Raw genomic sequence first — 14,468 nt, 5'->3', positions numbered from 1 at the left:
CTCAGATGTTGCCCGGCCGAGGGCCGGGGGTCGCGGGCGAGTGGTGCAGGTGGACGACGCGCCAGCCGCCTGGGCGCCGGACGACGAGCGCGGTGGCGCGGGCGACCTCGGCGCCGCTCCAGGTGACGAGCGCGAGGGGGCCGCGGACGGTGACCTCCGGGGCGACGTCGTCGAGCCGGGGCCGCCCCGCGGGCAGCGGCGGACGCCGGGCCCAGTGCCGGGCGCCGCGGTAGAGGTGGCCGTCGACGTCGTAGAACGTGATCGACGGGTCCGGGTCGCACAGCGCCGCGACGGCGGCAAGGTCGCCGGTGCGCAGCCCGTCGTCGAGCCGGCCGACGAGGTCGCGCAGGTCCGCAGGAAGGTCATGGCTCATCGCAGGCTCCGATCGGGCAGCGGGAAGGGAGGCGTCGCTCCGGCGGGACCGCCGGACACGGACGGGTGCCGGCGCTCCGCCTCCGCGCGCAGCACCGGGAGGTGGGCGGCCAGGGCGGCGATCCGCCGGCTCTCGTCGCCGGGCTCGAGGCGCCAGGTCAGCTCGGCGACACCGAGCGTCGCCAGGTGCGCGACGCTCGCGAGGAGCGCGGCGGAGCCGTCCGGCACCGGGAGCGCGATCGTCAGGTCGCCCGAGGGCGCGACACCGGACAGCGGCCGGCCGGCGTCCCAGGCCTGGCGGTAGGCGTCCACCAGGTCCCCGGCACGGTCGTCCTCGACGACGGCGTACAGCGGCAGCCGGTGCCGTCCGGCCCGGACGGGGTCGCCGGCGAGGGCGAGCGGCGGGTGCGGGCTCTGCACCGGCAGCAGCGGCTCGGTGCTGCCGGCCCAGGCCCGGCCGAGCGCCGCGAGGACGGCGGGGTCCTCGGCGGCGAGGTCGAGGCGGCCGCCGGAGAGGGCGTCGATGGTGGCCCACCGGTGCGGGTCCGCCGGTACGGCGGCACCCAGCGCCGCGCGGATCCGGACCCGGGTCGTCGTCGCCGCGATCCACGAGGCGACCACGTCCGCACTCGGCCCGGCCACGCCGACCGTGTCGAACCCGGCCTGCGCCGCGAGCCGCGCCGCGACCACGACCTGCGTCGCCGCCGCGCCGTGCCCGTGGGTGCTGACGCCGAATCTCATCCCGGTCCTCCTGCCGTGCGGTGGCAGTGAACCTAAGGACGCGCGGCCCCCTCGGCCCAGCGTCGTTGACGTCCGTGCAACACCGGCCGCGGCCTGGCACGATCACCCGGGTGAGCGACGCGACCGCCCCCGAGGTCAGTGCCCTGGCGATCAACGTGACGATCCCGGAGGACCTCCGCTGGACCGACGTACGCCGCGACGAGGAGTTCGTGCTCCTCACGCTCAACGTCCGGCTGCTGCCCGACGGCCGCCTCGCCGCGAAGGCCTACGGTCGCCCGGTCGCGGGCGGGCGGGGCGCCTACGTCTCGTTCCCGGTCCCGGACCGGCCCGAGCTCGCCGCCCTGGTGGCCGCGGCCGCCGGACGGGCCGGCGAGCTGTGGGCGGCGCACCAGGGCCTGGGCTGAGCGGGCGGACCGGCGGCTGCGCCGGATCCGGTGACAAGGCGGCCCGGTCCGACGCATGATGGGGCGGTGCGGACGCGACGGGTGCAGCCTCTCCCCCGCGCGGGCGACGCCTACCTCGACGCCCGCGGCGACGGTCGCGCGCTCCGGGTCAGCTGGCACACGGAGGCCGAGGTGGTGGTGCTGTCGCTGTGGCGCGACAACGTGTGCACCGGGACCTTTCAGCTCGCGGCCGAGGACGTCCCCGGCCTGCTCGACGTGCTGAGCCAGGGCTGGCGGGCGGCGTACCCGACCGCGGGCTGAGGTCCGGTGCGGTGACGATCAGCCGTTGGTGCGGATCATCTTCTTGTTGACGAACTCCTCCATGCCGAAGCGGCCCAGCTCGCGGCCGAAGCCCGAGCGCTTGATGCCGCCGAAGGGCAGCTCGGCTCCCTCGAGGCCCACGCCGTTGACGAAGACCATGCCCGCGTCGATCCGGTCGGCGACCCGCTCGGCCTGGGCGGCGTCGGTGGTGAAGACGTAGGAGCCGAGGCCGTAGGGCGTGTCGTTGGCGATCCGTACGGCGTCGTCCTCGTCGCTGGCGCGGAACACCATGGCGACCGGGCCGAACAGCTCCTGGCGGTACGCCGGGTTGCCGGTCTCGATGCCCGAGAGCACGCCGGTCGGGAAGAACGCGCCCTGGCGCTCGCCCGCGGTGGCGAGCGAGGCGCCGCCGGCGACGGCCTCGTCGACCTGGCGGGCCAGGTTGTCGGCGGCGGTCTGGGACGAGAGTGGCGAGCCGGGCGAGGCGGCGAGCAGGGCGTCGGTGAAGCGGGCGACGAAGTCGTCGTACAGGTCGTCGACGACGACGAAGCGCTTGCCGGCGTTGCAGGCCTGGCCGGTGTTCTCGAGGCGGGCGGCGACGGCGGCCTCGACGGTGGCGTCGAGGTCGTCGCTGGAGAGCAGGATGAAGGGGTCGGAGCCACCGAGCTCGAGGACGACCTTCTTGAGGTGGCGCCCGGCGATCTCGGCGACGGCCGCACCGGCCCGCTCGGAGCCGGTCAGCGAGACACCCTGGACCCGCGGGTCGGCGATGACGTCGGCGATCTGCTCGTTGGTGGCGTAGACGTTGACGTAGGCACCCTCGGGGTAGCCGGCGTCGCGGAAGATCTGCTCCTGGATCGCGGCCGAGCGCGGGCACTGGGGCGCGTGCTTGAGCACGATCGTGTTGCCGGTGGTGAGGTTGGGGCCGGCGAAGCGGGCGATCTGGTAGACCGGGTAGTTCCACGGCATGATCCCCAGCAGCACCCCGACCGGCGAGCGCTTGATGACCGCGGTGCCGGTGCCGTCGAGCAGGTCGATCGACTCGTCGGCGAGGAACTTCTCGGCGTTGTCGGCGTAGAAGTCGTAGATCGCGGCCGAGAAGTCGACCTCGCCCTCGGCGTCGGCCGGCGCCTTGCCCATCTCCTCGGTCATCGCCGCGGCGAGCTCGGTACGGCGCTCGCGGTGGAGCTCGGCGACGCGGCGGATGAGCGCGGCACGCTCGGCCACGCTCGAGGTCCGGCCCCAGCTGTCGTAGGCCGCGCTGGCGGCGTCGACCGCGGCGCCGACCTGGGCGTCGGTCGCGGTCGGGAAGGTCTCCACCAGCTCACCGGTGGCGGGGTTGCGGACGGCGTACTCGGTCATGGGGTGCTCCTTCGGGAAGGTCTGAGCGGGCGGTGCGTACGTGCGGGGTGGTGCTGCGTTCAGCGGGCGGCCTCGACGTCCGAGGACAGGCGCTGGGCCAACCACACCGGGATGATCGAGAACACGATCAGGACCACCGCGACCACGTTGACCACGGGGGCCTGGTTGGGACGGAACATGTTGTTCAGGATCCAGATCGGGAGGGTGGTGGCACCGTTGCCGGCCGTGAAGGTCGTCACGATGATCTCGTCGAAGCTGAGCGCGAAGGCAAGCATGCCACCCGCCAGCAATGCCGAGCGCAGCTGCGGCAGCGTGATCAGCCGGAACGTCGTCAGCACCCCCGCGCCGAGGTCGGCCGAGGCCTCCTCGAGGCTCGTCCCCATCCGGCGCAACCGCGCCTGCACGTTGTTGAAGACGGTCACGATGCAGAACGTCGCGTGCGCCACGACGATCGTCCACAGCGACAGGTCGACGCCGAGGATCCCCTTGAAGCCGTTGTTGAGCGCGATGCCGGTGACCACGCCCGGCAGCGCGATCGGCAGGATCACCAGCAGGTTGACCGAGTGCTTGCCGAAGAACGAGTAGCGCTGCAGCGCCAGGGCGAGCAGGGTGCCGAGGACCAGCGCGAGCGCCGTCGCGATGACGGCCACCTGGAGGCTGGTCACCAGCGCGTCCCGGGCACCGGCGCTGTGCGCGGCCCGGCGCCACCACTCGAAGGTGACGCCGTCGGGAGGCCAGGTCATCGACTGGCTCGGGTTGACCGAGTTGACGACCACCACGAGCAGCGGCAGGTAGATCAGCGCCAGGACGGCGAACGTGAGGCCGGCGAGCAGGCGCCGGGTGGTGCGGCTCAGGGTCATTACATGTTCTCCAGTGCGCCCGTACGACGGATGGCGGTCAGCAGCACGAGCATCACCACGATCGGGATCATCGCGATGGCCGCGGCGAGCGGCAGGTTGTTGGCCGCACCGGCGTTGATGAAGATCAGGTTGCCGAGCATCTGGCTCGCGCCGCCCACGATGTTGACGGTGATGTAGTCGCCCATGGTCAGCGAGAAGCTGAAGATCGCGCCGGCGACGATGCCGGGGACCAGCAGCGGGAGGACGACGGTGCGCACGACCATCCGGCTGGGGGCGCCGAGGTCGCCGGCCGCTTCGAGCAGCGAGTCGGGGACCCGTTCCAGCGCCGCGAAGATCGGCAGGATGACGTAGGGCAGCCAGATGTAGGACTGCGCGATGATCACCGCGGTGAGGCCGTAGCCGGGCGAGCCGAGGTGGCTCCACTCGGCCAGGCCGCCCTCGGAGAGGACGACGCGCCAGGCGAAGACCTTGACCAGGTAGCTCGCCCACAGCGGCGTGAGCACCGCGACGACGAGCATCCGCCGCGCTCGCGGGGAGGCGACCTTGGCCATGTAGAAGGCGATCGGCAGCGCGATCGCGACGTCGATGACGGTGACCGCGGCGGCGACGCCGACGGTGCGCAGCGCGACCTTGCGGTAGACCTCGTTGTCGAGGAGCGTGCGGAAGTTGTCGAGCGTCCAGGTGCGGTCGATCTCGCTGCTGAGGCTGTCCACCGACCACAGCGAGGTGACCAGCAGCGCCGCGAGCGCGACGACGTACACGAGGAGCATCCAGGCGAGGGGCGCGGAGAGCAGGAGGCTCAGGCGCAGCCACACCCAGCGGTGCAGCAGCCGGGACCCCGGCCGGGCCACCGGCCCCCGCAGTGCGGGGGCCGGGGCCTGGTCGGGCCGGGCGTCGGTGACGTCGGTGGTGGCCATGATCAGCCCTTGATCTCCGTCCACGCCTGGGTCCACTGGGCGTAGTCGGTGCACTCCACGTCGGTACGGCCGTCGAGGCACTTCTTGATCGGGGTGCGCCAGAACCAGAGCTGCTTGGCGTACTCCTCGTCACCGGCGTGGAAGGTGTCGCAGTGCTTCGGGTCGGTCGTCTCGGCGCAGGCCTGCGGGCTGTTGGGCGCCTCGCCGAAGTACTCGGTCGCCTGCGCGTTGGCCTTGGGGCTGAGGATGTAGTCCATCCACTTGTAGGCGCAGTTGGGGTTCTTCGCCTGCGACGACAGCATCCAGGTGTCGTTCCACGCGGTCGCGCCCTCGGTGGGCAGGGTGACCTCGACGTCCTTGTTCTCGATGCTGTTCTTGATCACCTGCCAGGTGGTGCCGACGACCGAGTTGCCGGTCTCGAAGGCCTGCACCTCCTTGAGGTAGTCCGACCAGTACTCGCCGACGTACTGGCGCTGCTCCTTGAGCAGCGCGGTCGCCGCGGCGAGCTGGTCCGCGTCGAGCGCGTAGGGGTTGGTGATCTCGAGGTCGGGCTGCGTCTTCATCAGGTAGAGCGCGGCGTCGGCGATGTAGATCGGCGAGTCGTACGCCGTGACCTTGCCCTTGTTCTTGGCGAGCTGGTCCTTCTCGAAGACCGCGCCCCACGAGGTCGGCGCCTCGGGGAAGTCCTTCTTGTTGAACATGAGCAGGTTGGCGCCGTAGCCGTGGGGGACGCCGTAGTTCTTGCCGTCCACCGAGTTCCACTCGGTGTCCTTGAGGAAGTCGTAGACGTTCTTGTAGTTGGGGACCAGGTCGGTGTTGATCTGCTGGGCCTCGTCCGAGGCGATCAACCGCAGCGACAGGTCGCCGGAGGCGGCGATGACGTCGTACTCACCGGACTTGGCGAGGTTGAGCGCCTCGTCGGAGGTGCCGTAGACCTTGCTGGTCACCTGGCAGCCGGTGTCCTTCTCGAAGGCGGAGACCCAGTCGACCTTGGGGTCGTTGCTGCCGTCCTCGACGTAGCCGGGCCAGGCCAGGATCGAGACCTGGCCCTCGGTCTTGCCGAGCTTCTCGACGGCCTCGGTCTTCTTGTCGCTGTCGCCGCTGCCGCAGGCCGACAGCACGGAGACCGACAGCAGGGTCAGGCACGCCGCGGCCACACGGCCGCGTCGGAGGGTGGTTTTCATCGGGTTCTCCGCTTTCTCGTTGGGTTGCTGGAGGGGAGGGAGCTGGAAGGCCGGGTCAGGAGGCCGGCGCGGCGGTGAGGCGGACGACGTCCGCGCGGGCGAACCGGACGGTCACCCGGTCCCCACGGACCTCGTGACCGGCGGCGGCGCCGGTGGACTGCTCGAGAGCGACGAGCTCGACGCCGTCGGCGGTGCGCAGGTGCACCCGGTTGCCGGTGCCGAGGTAGATGGTCTCGACGACCGTCGCGTCGAGACGGACCTCGCCGGGCTCGGCCGGCGCGGTGTCGGAGGCGGCGGACAGGCGGAGCCGCTCGGGGCGGACCGCGTGCTCCTCGGCCGTGCCGAGGAGGCGCTGGGAGGTCGCGGCGTCGAGCAGGTTCGTCGTCCCCACGAAGCCGGCGACGTACGCCGAGGCGGGGTTCTCGTAGATCTCGCGCGGGGTGCCGAGCTGCTGGATCCGGCCGGCGTCGAAGACGGCGATCCGGTCGCTGAGGGTGAGCGCCTCCTCCTGGTCGTGGGTGACGAACACGAAGGTGATGCCGAGGTCGCGCTGGAGCTGCTTGAGCTCGACCTGCATCTGCTCGCGCAGCTTGAGGTCGAGCGCACCGAGGGGCTCGTCGAGGAGCAGCACCCGCGGCTCCAGGACGATCGCCCGGGCGAGCGCGACCCGCTGGCGCTGGCCGCCGGAGAGCTGGCTCGGGCGGCGGTCGCCGAGGTGGCCGAGCCGGACCTTGTCGAGCGCCTGGCCGGCCCGCTCGCGGCGCTCCTTCTTGCCCATGCCGCGCACCCGCAGGCCGTAGCCGACGTTGTCGAGCACGCTCATGTGCGGGAAGAGCGCGTAGTCCTGGAAGACCGTGTGCACGTCGCGCTCGAAGGGAGCGCTGCGGGTCACGTCGGTCCCGTCGAGCCGGATCGTGCCGGCGGTCGGGGCCTCGAAGCCCGCGATCATCCGCAGCACCGTGGTCTTGCCGGAGCCGGAGGGCCCGAGCATCGAGAAGAACTCGCCGTTGGCGATGTCGATGTCGACGTGGTCGACCGCGGTGACGTTGCCGAACGTCTTGCGCAGGCCGCGAACCGAGATCGCGGGGACCTCGACGACCTCGTCCGCCTCGACGGGAGCGCTGGTCGAGAGTGACATCACAGTGTGCCTTTCGTCTCATCCGGGGTGGATGGTGCGATAACATATGACTTCAGAGTTCAAAGCACAAGAGGGTCGGGCAAGATGGACCCGGATCGAGACCCGGTCCGCGCTCGTCGAGCCCCGACCCGGGGGCTCGGGACAGGAGGGGAAACGGTGGCCGTGCCGTTCTACGGACGCGCATCAGCAGCGGTGTTCTCACCGCTGGAGTCGCTCAGTCGCTCGGAGCTCGTCGTCCGGCGGCTCACCGACGCGATCGCGCTCGGCCTGCTCCCCGATGCCGAGCAGCTGCCCGGTGAGCTCGACCTCGCCGGGATCTTCGGCGTCTCCACCGTCACCGTGCGCGAGGCGCTCTCGGTGCTGCGCTCCGAGGGGCTCATCGAGACCCGCCGGGGACGCGGCGGCGGCAGCTTCGTGCGCACCCCCGAGGACGGCATCAGCCACCTCGCCCGGCGCCGGCTCGACGGCTTCAGCCTCGGTGAGCTGCGCGACCTCGGCGACGTCTACGCCGCCATCTGCGGCGCCAGCGCGGCCCTCGCCGCGCGCCGCTCCAGCCCTGACGACGTCGACCGGCTGCACCGGGTCGCCGTCGTCCTCGCCGACGCCGTCAAGCCGGACGCCCGGCGCCGGGCCGACGCGCAGTTCCACATCGAGGTCGCGGCGGCCGCCCAGTCGCCGCGGCTCTACCACGAGGAGGTCACGCTCCAGGCGGAGTTCGGCACCCTCCTCTGGCTCGCCTTCGGCGACGACGACAGCCACGCCCAGATGGTCCGCAGCTGCCGGGCCGTCGTGGCGGCCATCGCCGACCGCGATCCCCACGCCGCCCGCGAGGCGGCCGAGCAGCGGGTGGCCGACTCCACCGCCCGCCTCATCGACTACCAGCTGAGCGAGGCTGCCTCATGACCGCACCGACCCTGACCGACGTGACCCGCGTGGCGGACGCCGTCACCGGGCTCGCCACCCACGCCCTCGGCCTCGCCGACCGGATCGCCGAGGCGGTGGCCCCCGCCCTGGCCCGGGCCCCGCGCCCCGGGCCGCGGCGCAGCGACCTCGCCGTCGTCGAGCCGCTCGTCGTCCCCGTGCTCGCCGACGCCGGGCAGCCCGTCCAGGGTGCCGGCTTCGTCGCCGCCCCGAACCTGCTCGGCGACGCCGAGTGGTGGCTCGAGTGGTTCGCCCGCGCCCCCGACGGCCGCCCCCAGCGCCTGCTCACCCACTCCGAGCCCCAGGCGATCGGGTTCTACGACTACGAGCACCTGCCCTGGTACGTCGTGCCCCGCGACACCGGGCGGACCCACGTGACCGGGCCCTACGTCGACTACCTCTGCACCGAGGAGTACACCCTCACGTTCACCGCCCCGGTCCTCGTCGAGGGTCGGTTCTGCGGGGTCGCGGGTGCCGACATCGCGGTCAAGAACGCCGAGCAGGCGCTGTTGCCCGCCCTGCGCAGCGCTGACACCCGGATCGCGGTCGTCAACAGCTTCGGCCGGATCCTGTCCAGCAACAGCGGCCGGCACCTGTGCGGCGACTTGCTCGACGGCGTCGACCTCGCGACCCTGCCTGCCGACCAGCGGATCGGCGACCTGCCGCTCGCCGTGGTCGCCCTCGACGACTGAGGCCCGGCCGGGTCAGGCCCGGCCGTAGACCAGGTGCGTGACGTACGGCGTGCTCCGCGCCGAGACCGGCACCAGGTCGAGCGCCGGCAGCCCCGCGAAGAGCCGGGACCCCGTGGTCAGCCCGGAGACGAACGGCGCCACGTGCACCCGCAGCTCGTCGATCGCGCCCGCCGCGAGGTAGGTGTTGACCGTGCCGGCCCCGCCGGCGATCGACACGTTGCGCTCCCCCGCCGCCTCGCGCGCCCGCTCCAGCGCGGCGGCCGGGCCGTCGGTGACGAAGTGGAAGGTGGTGCCGCCGGACATCTCCAGCGGCTCCCGCTCGTGGTGGGTCAGCACGAACACCGGCGCCCGGTACGGCGGCTCCTCGCCCCACCAGCCGCGCCAGGCGAGGTCCCAGGGCCCGCGGTCGGGGCTGAACATGTTGCGCCCCATGACGAACGCGCCGGCGTCGAGGATCCCGGCGACCTCGTCGGCGTTGTCCTCGGCGTGGTCGAACATCCAGCCGTGCATCCGGCTCTGGTCGATCGAGCCGAAGGGGTGCTCGAGGGTCTGGTCGGCGGCGGCGCCGAAGCCGTCGGCGGAGGTGGTGAGGTCCGCAGTCACGATGCTCATGAGGGGGTGGACCGCCGGACGGGCCCGGACTCATCGCAAACGAGTGGGAGACCGGGGCACCTGCGTGGGAGGATCGACCGCGTGCTGGGCATCACCGACCTCTCGACGTACCTCGTCGGGCTGATCCTGATCATCCTGCTGCCCGGCCCCAACTCGCTCTACGTCCTCTCCGTGGCGGCCCGCCGCGGCGCCCGCGACGGCTACCGCGCCGCCGCCGGCGTGTGGACCGGCGACGCGGTGCTGATGACGCTGTCCGCGGCGGGCGTCGCCTCGCTGCTCAAGGCCAACGACCTCGCCTTCTCGATCGTGAAGTTCGCGGGCGCGACCTACCTCGGCTGGCTGGCCTTCACCATGCTGCGCGGGGCGCTGGCGACCTGGCGCTCGCGGCGTACGGTCGCGGAGGTGGCGGCCGATGCCGCCGATGCCGCGGCGCCGGCCACCCCGGGCGAGCGGCCCTACCGCCGGGCCCTGGTGATCAGCCTGCTCAACCCCAAGGCGATCTTGTTCTTCGTCGCCTTCTTCGTGCAGTTCGTCGACCCGGCCTACGCCCACCCGGCGCTGTCGTTCCTGGTCCTGGGCACGCTCGCCCAGGTCGCGAGCGTGGCCTACCTGAGCGCGCTGATCTTCTTCGGCACCCGCCTCGCGGCGGCCTTCCGGCGCCGCAAGGTGCTCTCGGCGGGCGCGACCTCGGCGGTCGGCGCGGTGTTCCTCGGCTTCGCGGTCAAGCTGTCGCTGGCCCGCGGCTGAGCCCGCGGCTGAGCCCGCGGCGTTTGCCGAGCGTGCCTCCGGGGGACACCTCCTCCGGGGGGAACGCATGGACACGGACAGCTTCGGCGAGGTCATGGCGGCGGCGATGGAGCGCCGCGGCGCCACCTTGGCCGACCTGCGCGAGCGGCTGACGGACCGCGGGCACTCGGTCTCGCTGTCCGCGCTGTCGTACTGGCGCTCGGGGCAGCGGATGCCGCAGCGCCAGACGTCCCTCGAGGCCATCCCCGAGCTGGAGGCGATCCTCGGGCTCGACGAGGGCGACCTGCTCGGCCGGATCCCCAGCACCCTGCAGCGGAAGACGCTCGACGCGGTGCCGTTCAACGACCTCGTCGGCGTGGAGACCAGCGAGCCCCTCCAGAGCGAGTCGTTCCTGTTCCGGGCCTCGGCCCACATCGTCGTGGACGTCGGGGCGCACCGCGAGATCGCCTCGGCCGTGGCACGCACGGTGCTGGTCGCGACGCGCGACGGGGTGGAGAAGGAGACGCTCTACTACCACGGCGACCCCGGGACCGATGACCTCGTGGTCCGTGCCCTGGGCGGTTGCCGGACCGGCGAGAGCACCCAGCTCGAGGGCGGCATCCAGTCGCTGGAGCTGCTGTTCGACCGGCCCCTGGCGCGCGACGAGCAGGTGGTCACCGAGATCGAGCTCACCCACCGCGGGCTGGACCTCGACACGTCCTACAGCCTGGCGACGGGATCGGCCCTCGAGGAGGCGCTGCTCTGGGTGCGCTTCCACCCCGACTGCCTGCCCCGGCGGTGCTGGCTCGGGTTCACCGAGGACGGCGCCGGCTACGAGTGGCCGGTCGAGCTGGCCGGCGGGCGCAGCCTGATGGAGCGCCAGACCGCCTTCGGCCCGGGCCGCATCGACGCCCGCTGGGAGTGGTGAGGACCGGCCCGGCCGCTACCAGGTGACGGCGTCGCAGGCCGCCGAGCGGTGCCCCTCGATCTGCAGCGTGGCGTGCTCGATCTGGAACCGCTCGCGCAGCAGCACCTGCCCCTCGCGCAGGACGCCGGCCCCGTCGGCACCGTCGAGGAGCACCAGGTGCGCGGTGGCGACGTTCATGCCGGAGGTCAGCGTCCAGGCGTGCAGGTCGTGGACGTCGCGGACGCCGTCGAGCCCGCCGAGCGCGCCCGTCACCTCGTCGATGTCGAGGCCCGCGGGGACGTGCTGGCCGAGGACCGCGAGCACCTCGCGGCCGAGCATGACCGCCCGGACCGCGACGAAGGCGCCGATCGCGAAGGCGACCACGGTGTCCCAGATGCTGTTGTCGGTCAGCAGGATCAGGCCGCCGGCGACCATGACGCCGACGCTGCCGGCGGTGTCGGCGATGACCTCGAAGTAGGCGCCCTTGACGTTGAGGGAGTCCTTCGCGCCGCTGCGCAGCAGCAGGAGCGCGATGACGTTGACGACCAGGCCGAGGAAGCCGACGACGAGCATCGGGCCGGTCTCGACGTCCGGGGAGTCGCCGATCCGGCCGATCGCCTCGACCACGACGTAGGCGGCGACGCCGAGCATCATCAGCACCGCCAGACCGGAGGCGAAGACCTCGGCCCGGTAGGAGCCGTAGGTACGCCGTCCGCTGCTGTCGGCCCGGGTCGCGATCTTGGTCGCGACCAGCGCGGCGCCGAGCGCCACCACGTCGGCGGCCATGTGGCCGGCGTCCGAGATCAGCGCGAGCGAGCCGCTGATGATGCCGACGACCAGCTCGACGACGAAGAACGTCGCGATCAGGCCGAAGGAGACCGCCAGCCGCCAGCGGTGGCGCGCTCCGGCATGGCCGCTCGTCCCGGCGGCACCTGCCTGGTGTCCGTGACCGTGTCCGACTCCCACGTCTCTTCCCTCTCGTCCGTCGTCTGTAGTGCGTGCTGGGGGGTTCAGCAGGTGGCGCAGCAGCCCTCGCCGCGCCAGGCCTGGATGCCCTCGCGGACCGCGACCGCCGCGATCACCAGCCCGGCGACCGGGTCGGCCCAGGTCCAGCCGAGCAGCGCGTTGAGGAGCAGGCCGGTGAGGAGGGCGGCGGAGAGCCAGGTGCAGAGCAGGGTCTGGGTGCCGTCGGCGACGACGGCGGCGGAGCCGAGCGCCCGTCCGGTCCGGCGCTGGGCCCAGGACAGGAACGGCATCACGGCCAGCGACACCGCGGCCAGCACGATGCCGACCGTGGACGGGTCGGGCTCGTGCCCGCCGACCAGGGCGCGCGTGGACTCGACGCCGACGTACGCCGCGAGGGCGAAGAAGGAGAGCGCCATCAGGCGCAGCGCCGTCCGCTCGCGCGAGGCCGGGAAGGGGTGCCGGAACTGCCACAGCACCACGAGTCCGCTCGACACCTCGACCATCGAGTCGAGGCCGAAGCCGACGAGCGCGACCGAGCCGGCGACCAGTCCGGCACTGACCGCGATCACGGCCTCGACGACGTTGTAGCTCACCGAGGTGGCGGCCAGCAGCCGCGCCCGGCGGACCAGGCGGGGGTCGGGGAGCGACGGCGCGGGGCCGATGGTGAGCGTCACTGCTCGTCCAGGGTGTGCAGCGCGGCGGGACCGAAGTTCTCGCACAGCACGACGGCCGAGCCGGTCGCCGCCAGCAGCCGCTCGGCGGCGCGCAGGATGTCGCGGGTCAGCTCGGGGTGGGCCAGCGAGATCACCGAGGCCCGGCCGCTGGGGCGCGAGACGACCAGCCCGCAGTCGCGCAGGCAGGCCAGGTGCTTGGAGACCGTCGACTGGGCGAGGCCGAGGTGGGCGGTGAGGTCGACGACCCGGTGCTCGCCGAGGGCGAGGTGCTGCAGGATCGCGAGCCGGTTGGGGTCGCTGAGCCCGTGCAGCAGGCACGCGGCCGCGACGAGCGCGTCGGCCTCGTTCTCCGCCGTCGTCACGGTCGGCTCCGCCACGGTCTGATTCATCGCCATGTGGCGATGTAATCACCGATCGACGACGAGAGTCAACCCCCGGCCCTCGCCCCCGCCTCCTATGCTCGGGTCCGTGATGATGCGACCGGCCGAGCTCGAGGGCGTGCGCGCGGGCACCGTCGACCTGGCCTTCCGCCGCTGGGACCGACCGCGGGTCAAGGTCGGCACCCGGCTCCGTACGGCGGTCGGCGTGGTCGAGGTGGTCAGCGTCGAGGAGGTCGCCCTCTCCCGGCTCCGGGCCGAGGACGCCCGCCGGGCCGGCGCCGCCTCGCTCACCGCGCTCAAGCAGGCGCTCGCGGCCCGGGCGGAGCGCCCGATCTTCCGCGTCGGCCTCACCTACGGCGGCGCCGATCCCCGCGAGGCGCTGCGCGCGGCCCTCCCCGACGCGGCCGAGATCGGCACCATCCTCACCGGCCTCGACCGGCTCGACGCGGCCTCGCCGATCGGCCCCTGGACCCGGACCACGCTGCGCATCATCGACCGCAACCCCGAGGTCCGCGCCCCCGACCTCGCTGCCGAGCTGGGCCGCGAGACGCCCGACTTCAAGAAGGACGTGCGCAAGCTCAAGGAGCGTGGGCTGACCGAGTCGCTCGCGATCGGCTACCGGCTCTCGCCCCGCGGCGAGGCCGTCCTCGACCACGAGGACGGACCGCGCGAGCGCGCGCCCCGTCGTACGGGCACGCCGTTGCCGCGCACCATCGGCGCCCCTGCCACCCGAGCGCTGCGCGCAGTCGACGTCCACACCCTCGAAGCGGTCAGCGGCTGGCGCCGCGCCGACCTGGCCGCGCTCCACGGCGTCGGCCCGATCGCGCTCGACCGGCTCGCCGCCGCGATGGCCGGGCTCGGCCTCGACTATGCGCCCTGAGCACGGCGGCCTGCTGCTGCGCCGGGTGCTCGTCGCGCTCGCGGCGCTGGCCGGGCTGTTCGCCATGCACGGGATGGCCGACCACGGCGTCGCCTCCGCGACGCTGCCGGCGGCGACGGCGGCCATGGCGACCATGGCCGGGCACGACGCCGGCAGCACCGGTCACCACGACGGGACCGGCGACGGGACCGACGACGGGAGCGGCGGCGGCCACAGCGGCACCATGGCCGAGCTCTGCCTGGCCCTGCTCGTCCTGGCCGCGGCCGGGCTCGCGGCCGGGCTGCTCAGCCGCGGCCGCCCGCTGCTCGCGCTGCGCCCCGCCCCCACCCGGTGGCGGGTGCTGATCGCGCGGGCGGCCCGGTTCCGCGATCCTCCTGATCTCTTCCGGTTGTCGGTCCAGCGCTGCTGAGCGGGGTTCGCCCCCAGCACGCA

The 14,468-nt window shown here is 73.0% G+C and carries 19 protein-coding genes; 8 read left to right on the top strand and 11 right to left on the bottom strand.

The genetic code is table 11. The features are described 5' to 3' along the window. Position 1 precedes the first annotated feature (1 nt). Together M0M48_RS25290 and M0M48_RS25285 are read right to left on the bottom strand one after the other, a co-directional pair. The gene (locus M0M48_RS25290) at positions 2–373 is read right to left on the bottom strand and encodes a YybH family protein (RefSeq protein ID WP_257753228.1); all 372 of its coding nucleotides are present in this window, start codon (positions 371–373) and stop codon (positions 2–4) included. Further along, positions 370–1,113 carry an LLM class flavin-dependent oxidoreductase gene (locus M0M48_RS25285; RefSeq protein ID WP_257753227.1) on the bottom strand — a complete coding sequence of 248 codons (744 nt, stop codon included), beginning with the start codon at positions 1,111–1,113 and terminating at the stop codon, positions 370–372. The genes M0M48_RS25290 and M0M48_RS25285 overlap by 4 nt, the downstream gene beginning before the upstream one ends. A 110-nt stretch (positions 1,114–1,223) precedes the next feature. On the opposite strand from M0M48_RS25285, the gene M0M48_RS25280 reads away from it, so the two are divergent. Both M0M48_RS25280 and M0M48_RS25275 read left to right on the top strand, forming a co-directional pair. Next, positions 1,224–1,517 (top strand): hypothetical protein, encoded by a 294-nt coding sequence (locus M0M48_RS25280; protein ID WP_215814044.1) that lies wholly within the window; start codon positions 1,224–1,226, stop codon positions 1,515–1,517. Between the two features lie 81 nt (positions 1,518–1,598). After that, positions 1,599–1,817 carry a hypothetical protein gene (locus M0M48_RS25275; protein WP_215814045.1) on the top strand — a complete coding sequence of 73 codons (219 nt, stop codon included), beginning with the start codon at positions 1,599–1,601 and terminating at the stop codon, positions 1,815–1,817. Positions 1,818–1,835: 18 nt separating this feature from the next. Here M0M48_RS25275 and M0M48_RS25270 read toward each other — a convergent pair whose 3' ends face one another. From M0M48_RS25270 to M0M48_RS25250, 5 genes are read right to left on the bottom strand one after another with little or no spacing between them, the layout of a single operon-like run. Then, positions 1,836–3,179: an NAD-dependent succinate-semialdehyde dehydrogenase gene (locus M0M48_RS25270; RefSeq protein ID WP_257753226.1), complete on the bottom strand. Its 1,344-nt coding sequence runs from the start codon at positions 3,177–3,179 to the stop codon at positions 1,836–1,838. A 59-nt stretch (positions 3,180–3,238) separates the two neighbouring features. Next, entirely contained in the window at positions 3,239–4,039 is an 801-nt protein-coding gene (locus M0M48_RS25265) for an ABC transporter permease (RefSeq protein WP_215814047.1), read from the bottom strand. Beyond that, positions 4,039–4,956, bottom strand: coding sequence for an ABC transporter permease (locus tag M0M48_RS25260; RefSeq protein WP_215814048.1), 918 nt, complete (start codon positions 4,954–4,956; stop codon positions 4,039–4,041). Before M0M48_RS25260 ends, M0M48_RS25265 begins: the two co-directional genes overlap by 1 nt. A gap of 2 nt (positions 4,957–4,958) precedes the next feature. Next, positions 4,959–6,140: an extracellular solute-binding protein gene (locus M0M48_RS25255; protein ID WP_257753225.1), complete on the bottom strand. Its 1,182-nt coding sequence runs from the start codon at positions 6,138–6,140 to the stop codon at positions 4,959–4,961. A 55-nt stretch (positions 6,141–6,195) separates the two neighbouring features. Beyond that, the gene (locus M0M48_RS25250) at positions 6,196–7,278 is read right to left on the bottom strand and encodes an ABC transporter ATP-binding protein (RefSeq protein ID WP_257753224.1); all 1,083 of its coding nucleotides are present in this window, start codon (positions 7,276–7,278) and stop codon (positions 6,196–6,198) included. Between the two features lie 156 nt (positions 7,279–7,434). Between M0M48_RS25250 and M0M48_RS25245 the strand changes: the two genes are divergently transcribed. Further along, positions 7,435–8,181: a FadR/GntR family transcriptional regulator gene (locus tag M0M48_RS25245; RefSeq protein ID WP_215814051.1), complete on the top strand. Its 747-nt coding sequence runs from the start codon at positions 7,435–7,437 to the stop codon at positions 8,179–8,181. Beyond that, positions 8,178–8,891: a cache domain-containing protein gene (locus M0M48_RS25240; RefSeq protein WP_215814052.1), complete on the top strand. Its 714-nt coding sequence runs from the start codon at positions 8,178–8,180 to the stop codon at positions 8,889–8,891. The genes M0M48_RS25245 and M0M48_RS25240 overlap by 4 nt, the downstream gene beginning before the upstream one ends. Positions 8,892–8,903: 12 nt before the next feature. Here M0M48_RS25240 and M0M48_RS25235 read toward each other — a convergent pair whose 3' ends face one another. After that, the gene (locus M0M48_RS25235; protein ID WP_257753223.1) at positions 8,904–9,503 is read right to left on the bottom strand and encodes a dihydrofolate reductase family protein; all 600 of its coding nucleotides are present in this window, start codon (positions 9,501–9,503) and stop codon (positions 8,904–8,906) included. An 81-nt stretch (positions 9,504–9,584) separates the two neighbouring features. On the opposite strand from M0M48_RS25235, the gene leuE reads away from it, so the two are divergent. Further along, complete coding sequence (gene leuE, locus M0M48_RS25230) at positions 9,585–10,250, top strand: leucine efflux protein LeuE (RefSeq protein WP_257753222.1); 666 nt, start codon at positions 9,585–9,587, stop codon at positions 10,248–10,250. Positions 10,251–10,317: 67 nt separating this feature from the next. After that, positions 10,318–11,157: a hypothetical protein gene (locus M0M48_RS25225; protein WP_215814055.1), complete on the top strand. Its 840-nt coding sequence runs from the start codon at positions 10,318–10,320 to the stop codon at positions 11,155–11,157. Between the two features lie 15 nt (positions 11,158–11,172). Here the strand turns inward: M0M48_RS25225 and M0M48_RS25220 are convergent, their stop codons facing one another. Genes M0M48_RS25220 through M0M48_RS25210 form a run of 3 tightly spaced genes read right to left on the bottom strand, consistent with a single transcriptional unit; the run spans position 11,173 to position 13,171 of the window. Next, positions 11,173–12,102 (bottom strand): cation diffusion facilitator family transporter, encoded by a 930-nt coding sequence (locus M0M48_RS25220; RefSeq protein ID WP_215814056.1) that lies wholly within the window; start codon positions 12,100–12,102, stop codon positions 11,173–11,175. 44 nt (positions 12,103–12,146) lie between these two features. Continuing rightward, positions 12,147–12,776 (bottom strand): cation diffusion facilitator family transporter, encoded by a 630-nt coding sequence (locus M0M48_RS25215; protein ID WP_257753221.1) that lies wholly within the window; start codon positions 12,774–12,776, stop codon positions 12,147–12,149. Continuing rightward, the gene (locus tag M0M48_RS25210) at positions 12,773–13,171 is read right to left on the bottom strand and encodes an ArsR/SmtB family transcription factor (RefSeq protein WP_215814058.1); all 399 of its coding nucleotides are present in this window, start codon (positions 13,169–13,171) and stop codon (positions 12,773–12,775) included. The genes M0M48_RS25215 and M0M48_RS25210 overlap by 4 nt, the downstream gene beginning before the upstream one ends. 73 nt (positions 13,172–13,244) lie before the next feature. On the opposite strand from M0M48_RS25210, the gene M0M48_RS25205 reads away from it, so the two are divergent. Further along, on the top strand, positions 13,245–14,036 hold the full coding sequence (locus M0M48_RS25205) for a hypothetical protein (protein WP_215814059.1): 792 nt from the start codon (positions 13,245–13,247) through the stop codon (positions 14,034–14,036). Next, a complete protein-coding gene (locus M0M48_RS25200; RefSeq protein WP_257753220.1) occupies positions 14,026–14,445 on the top strand; it encodes a DUF6153 family protein in 420 nt (139 codons plus the stop codon). Before M0M48_RS25205 ends, M0M48_RS25200 begins: the two co-directional genes overlap by 11 nt. The last annotated feature ends 23 nt before the right edge of the window (positions 14,446–14,468 follow it).

This window comes from Pimelobacter simplex (assembly GCF_024662235.1).
In the GTDB taxonomy this organism is placed as follows: domain Bacteria; phylum Actinomycetota; class Actinomycetes; order Propionibacteriales; family Nocardioidaceae; genus Nocardioides.
The sequence above is the reverse complement of the archived record's forward strand: the minus strand, read 5'-3'. Positions and strand labels throughout refer to the sequence as shown.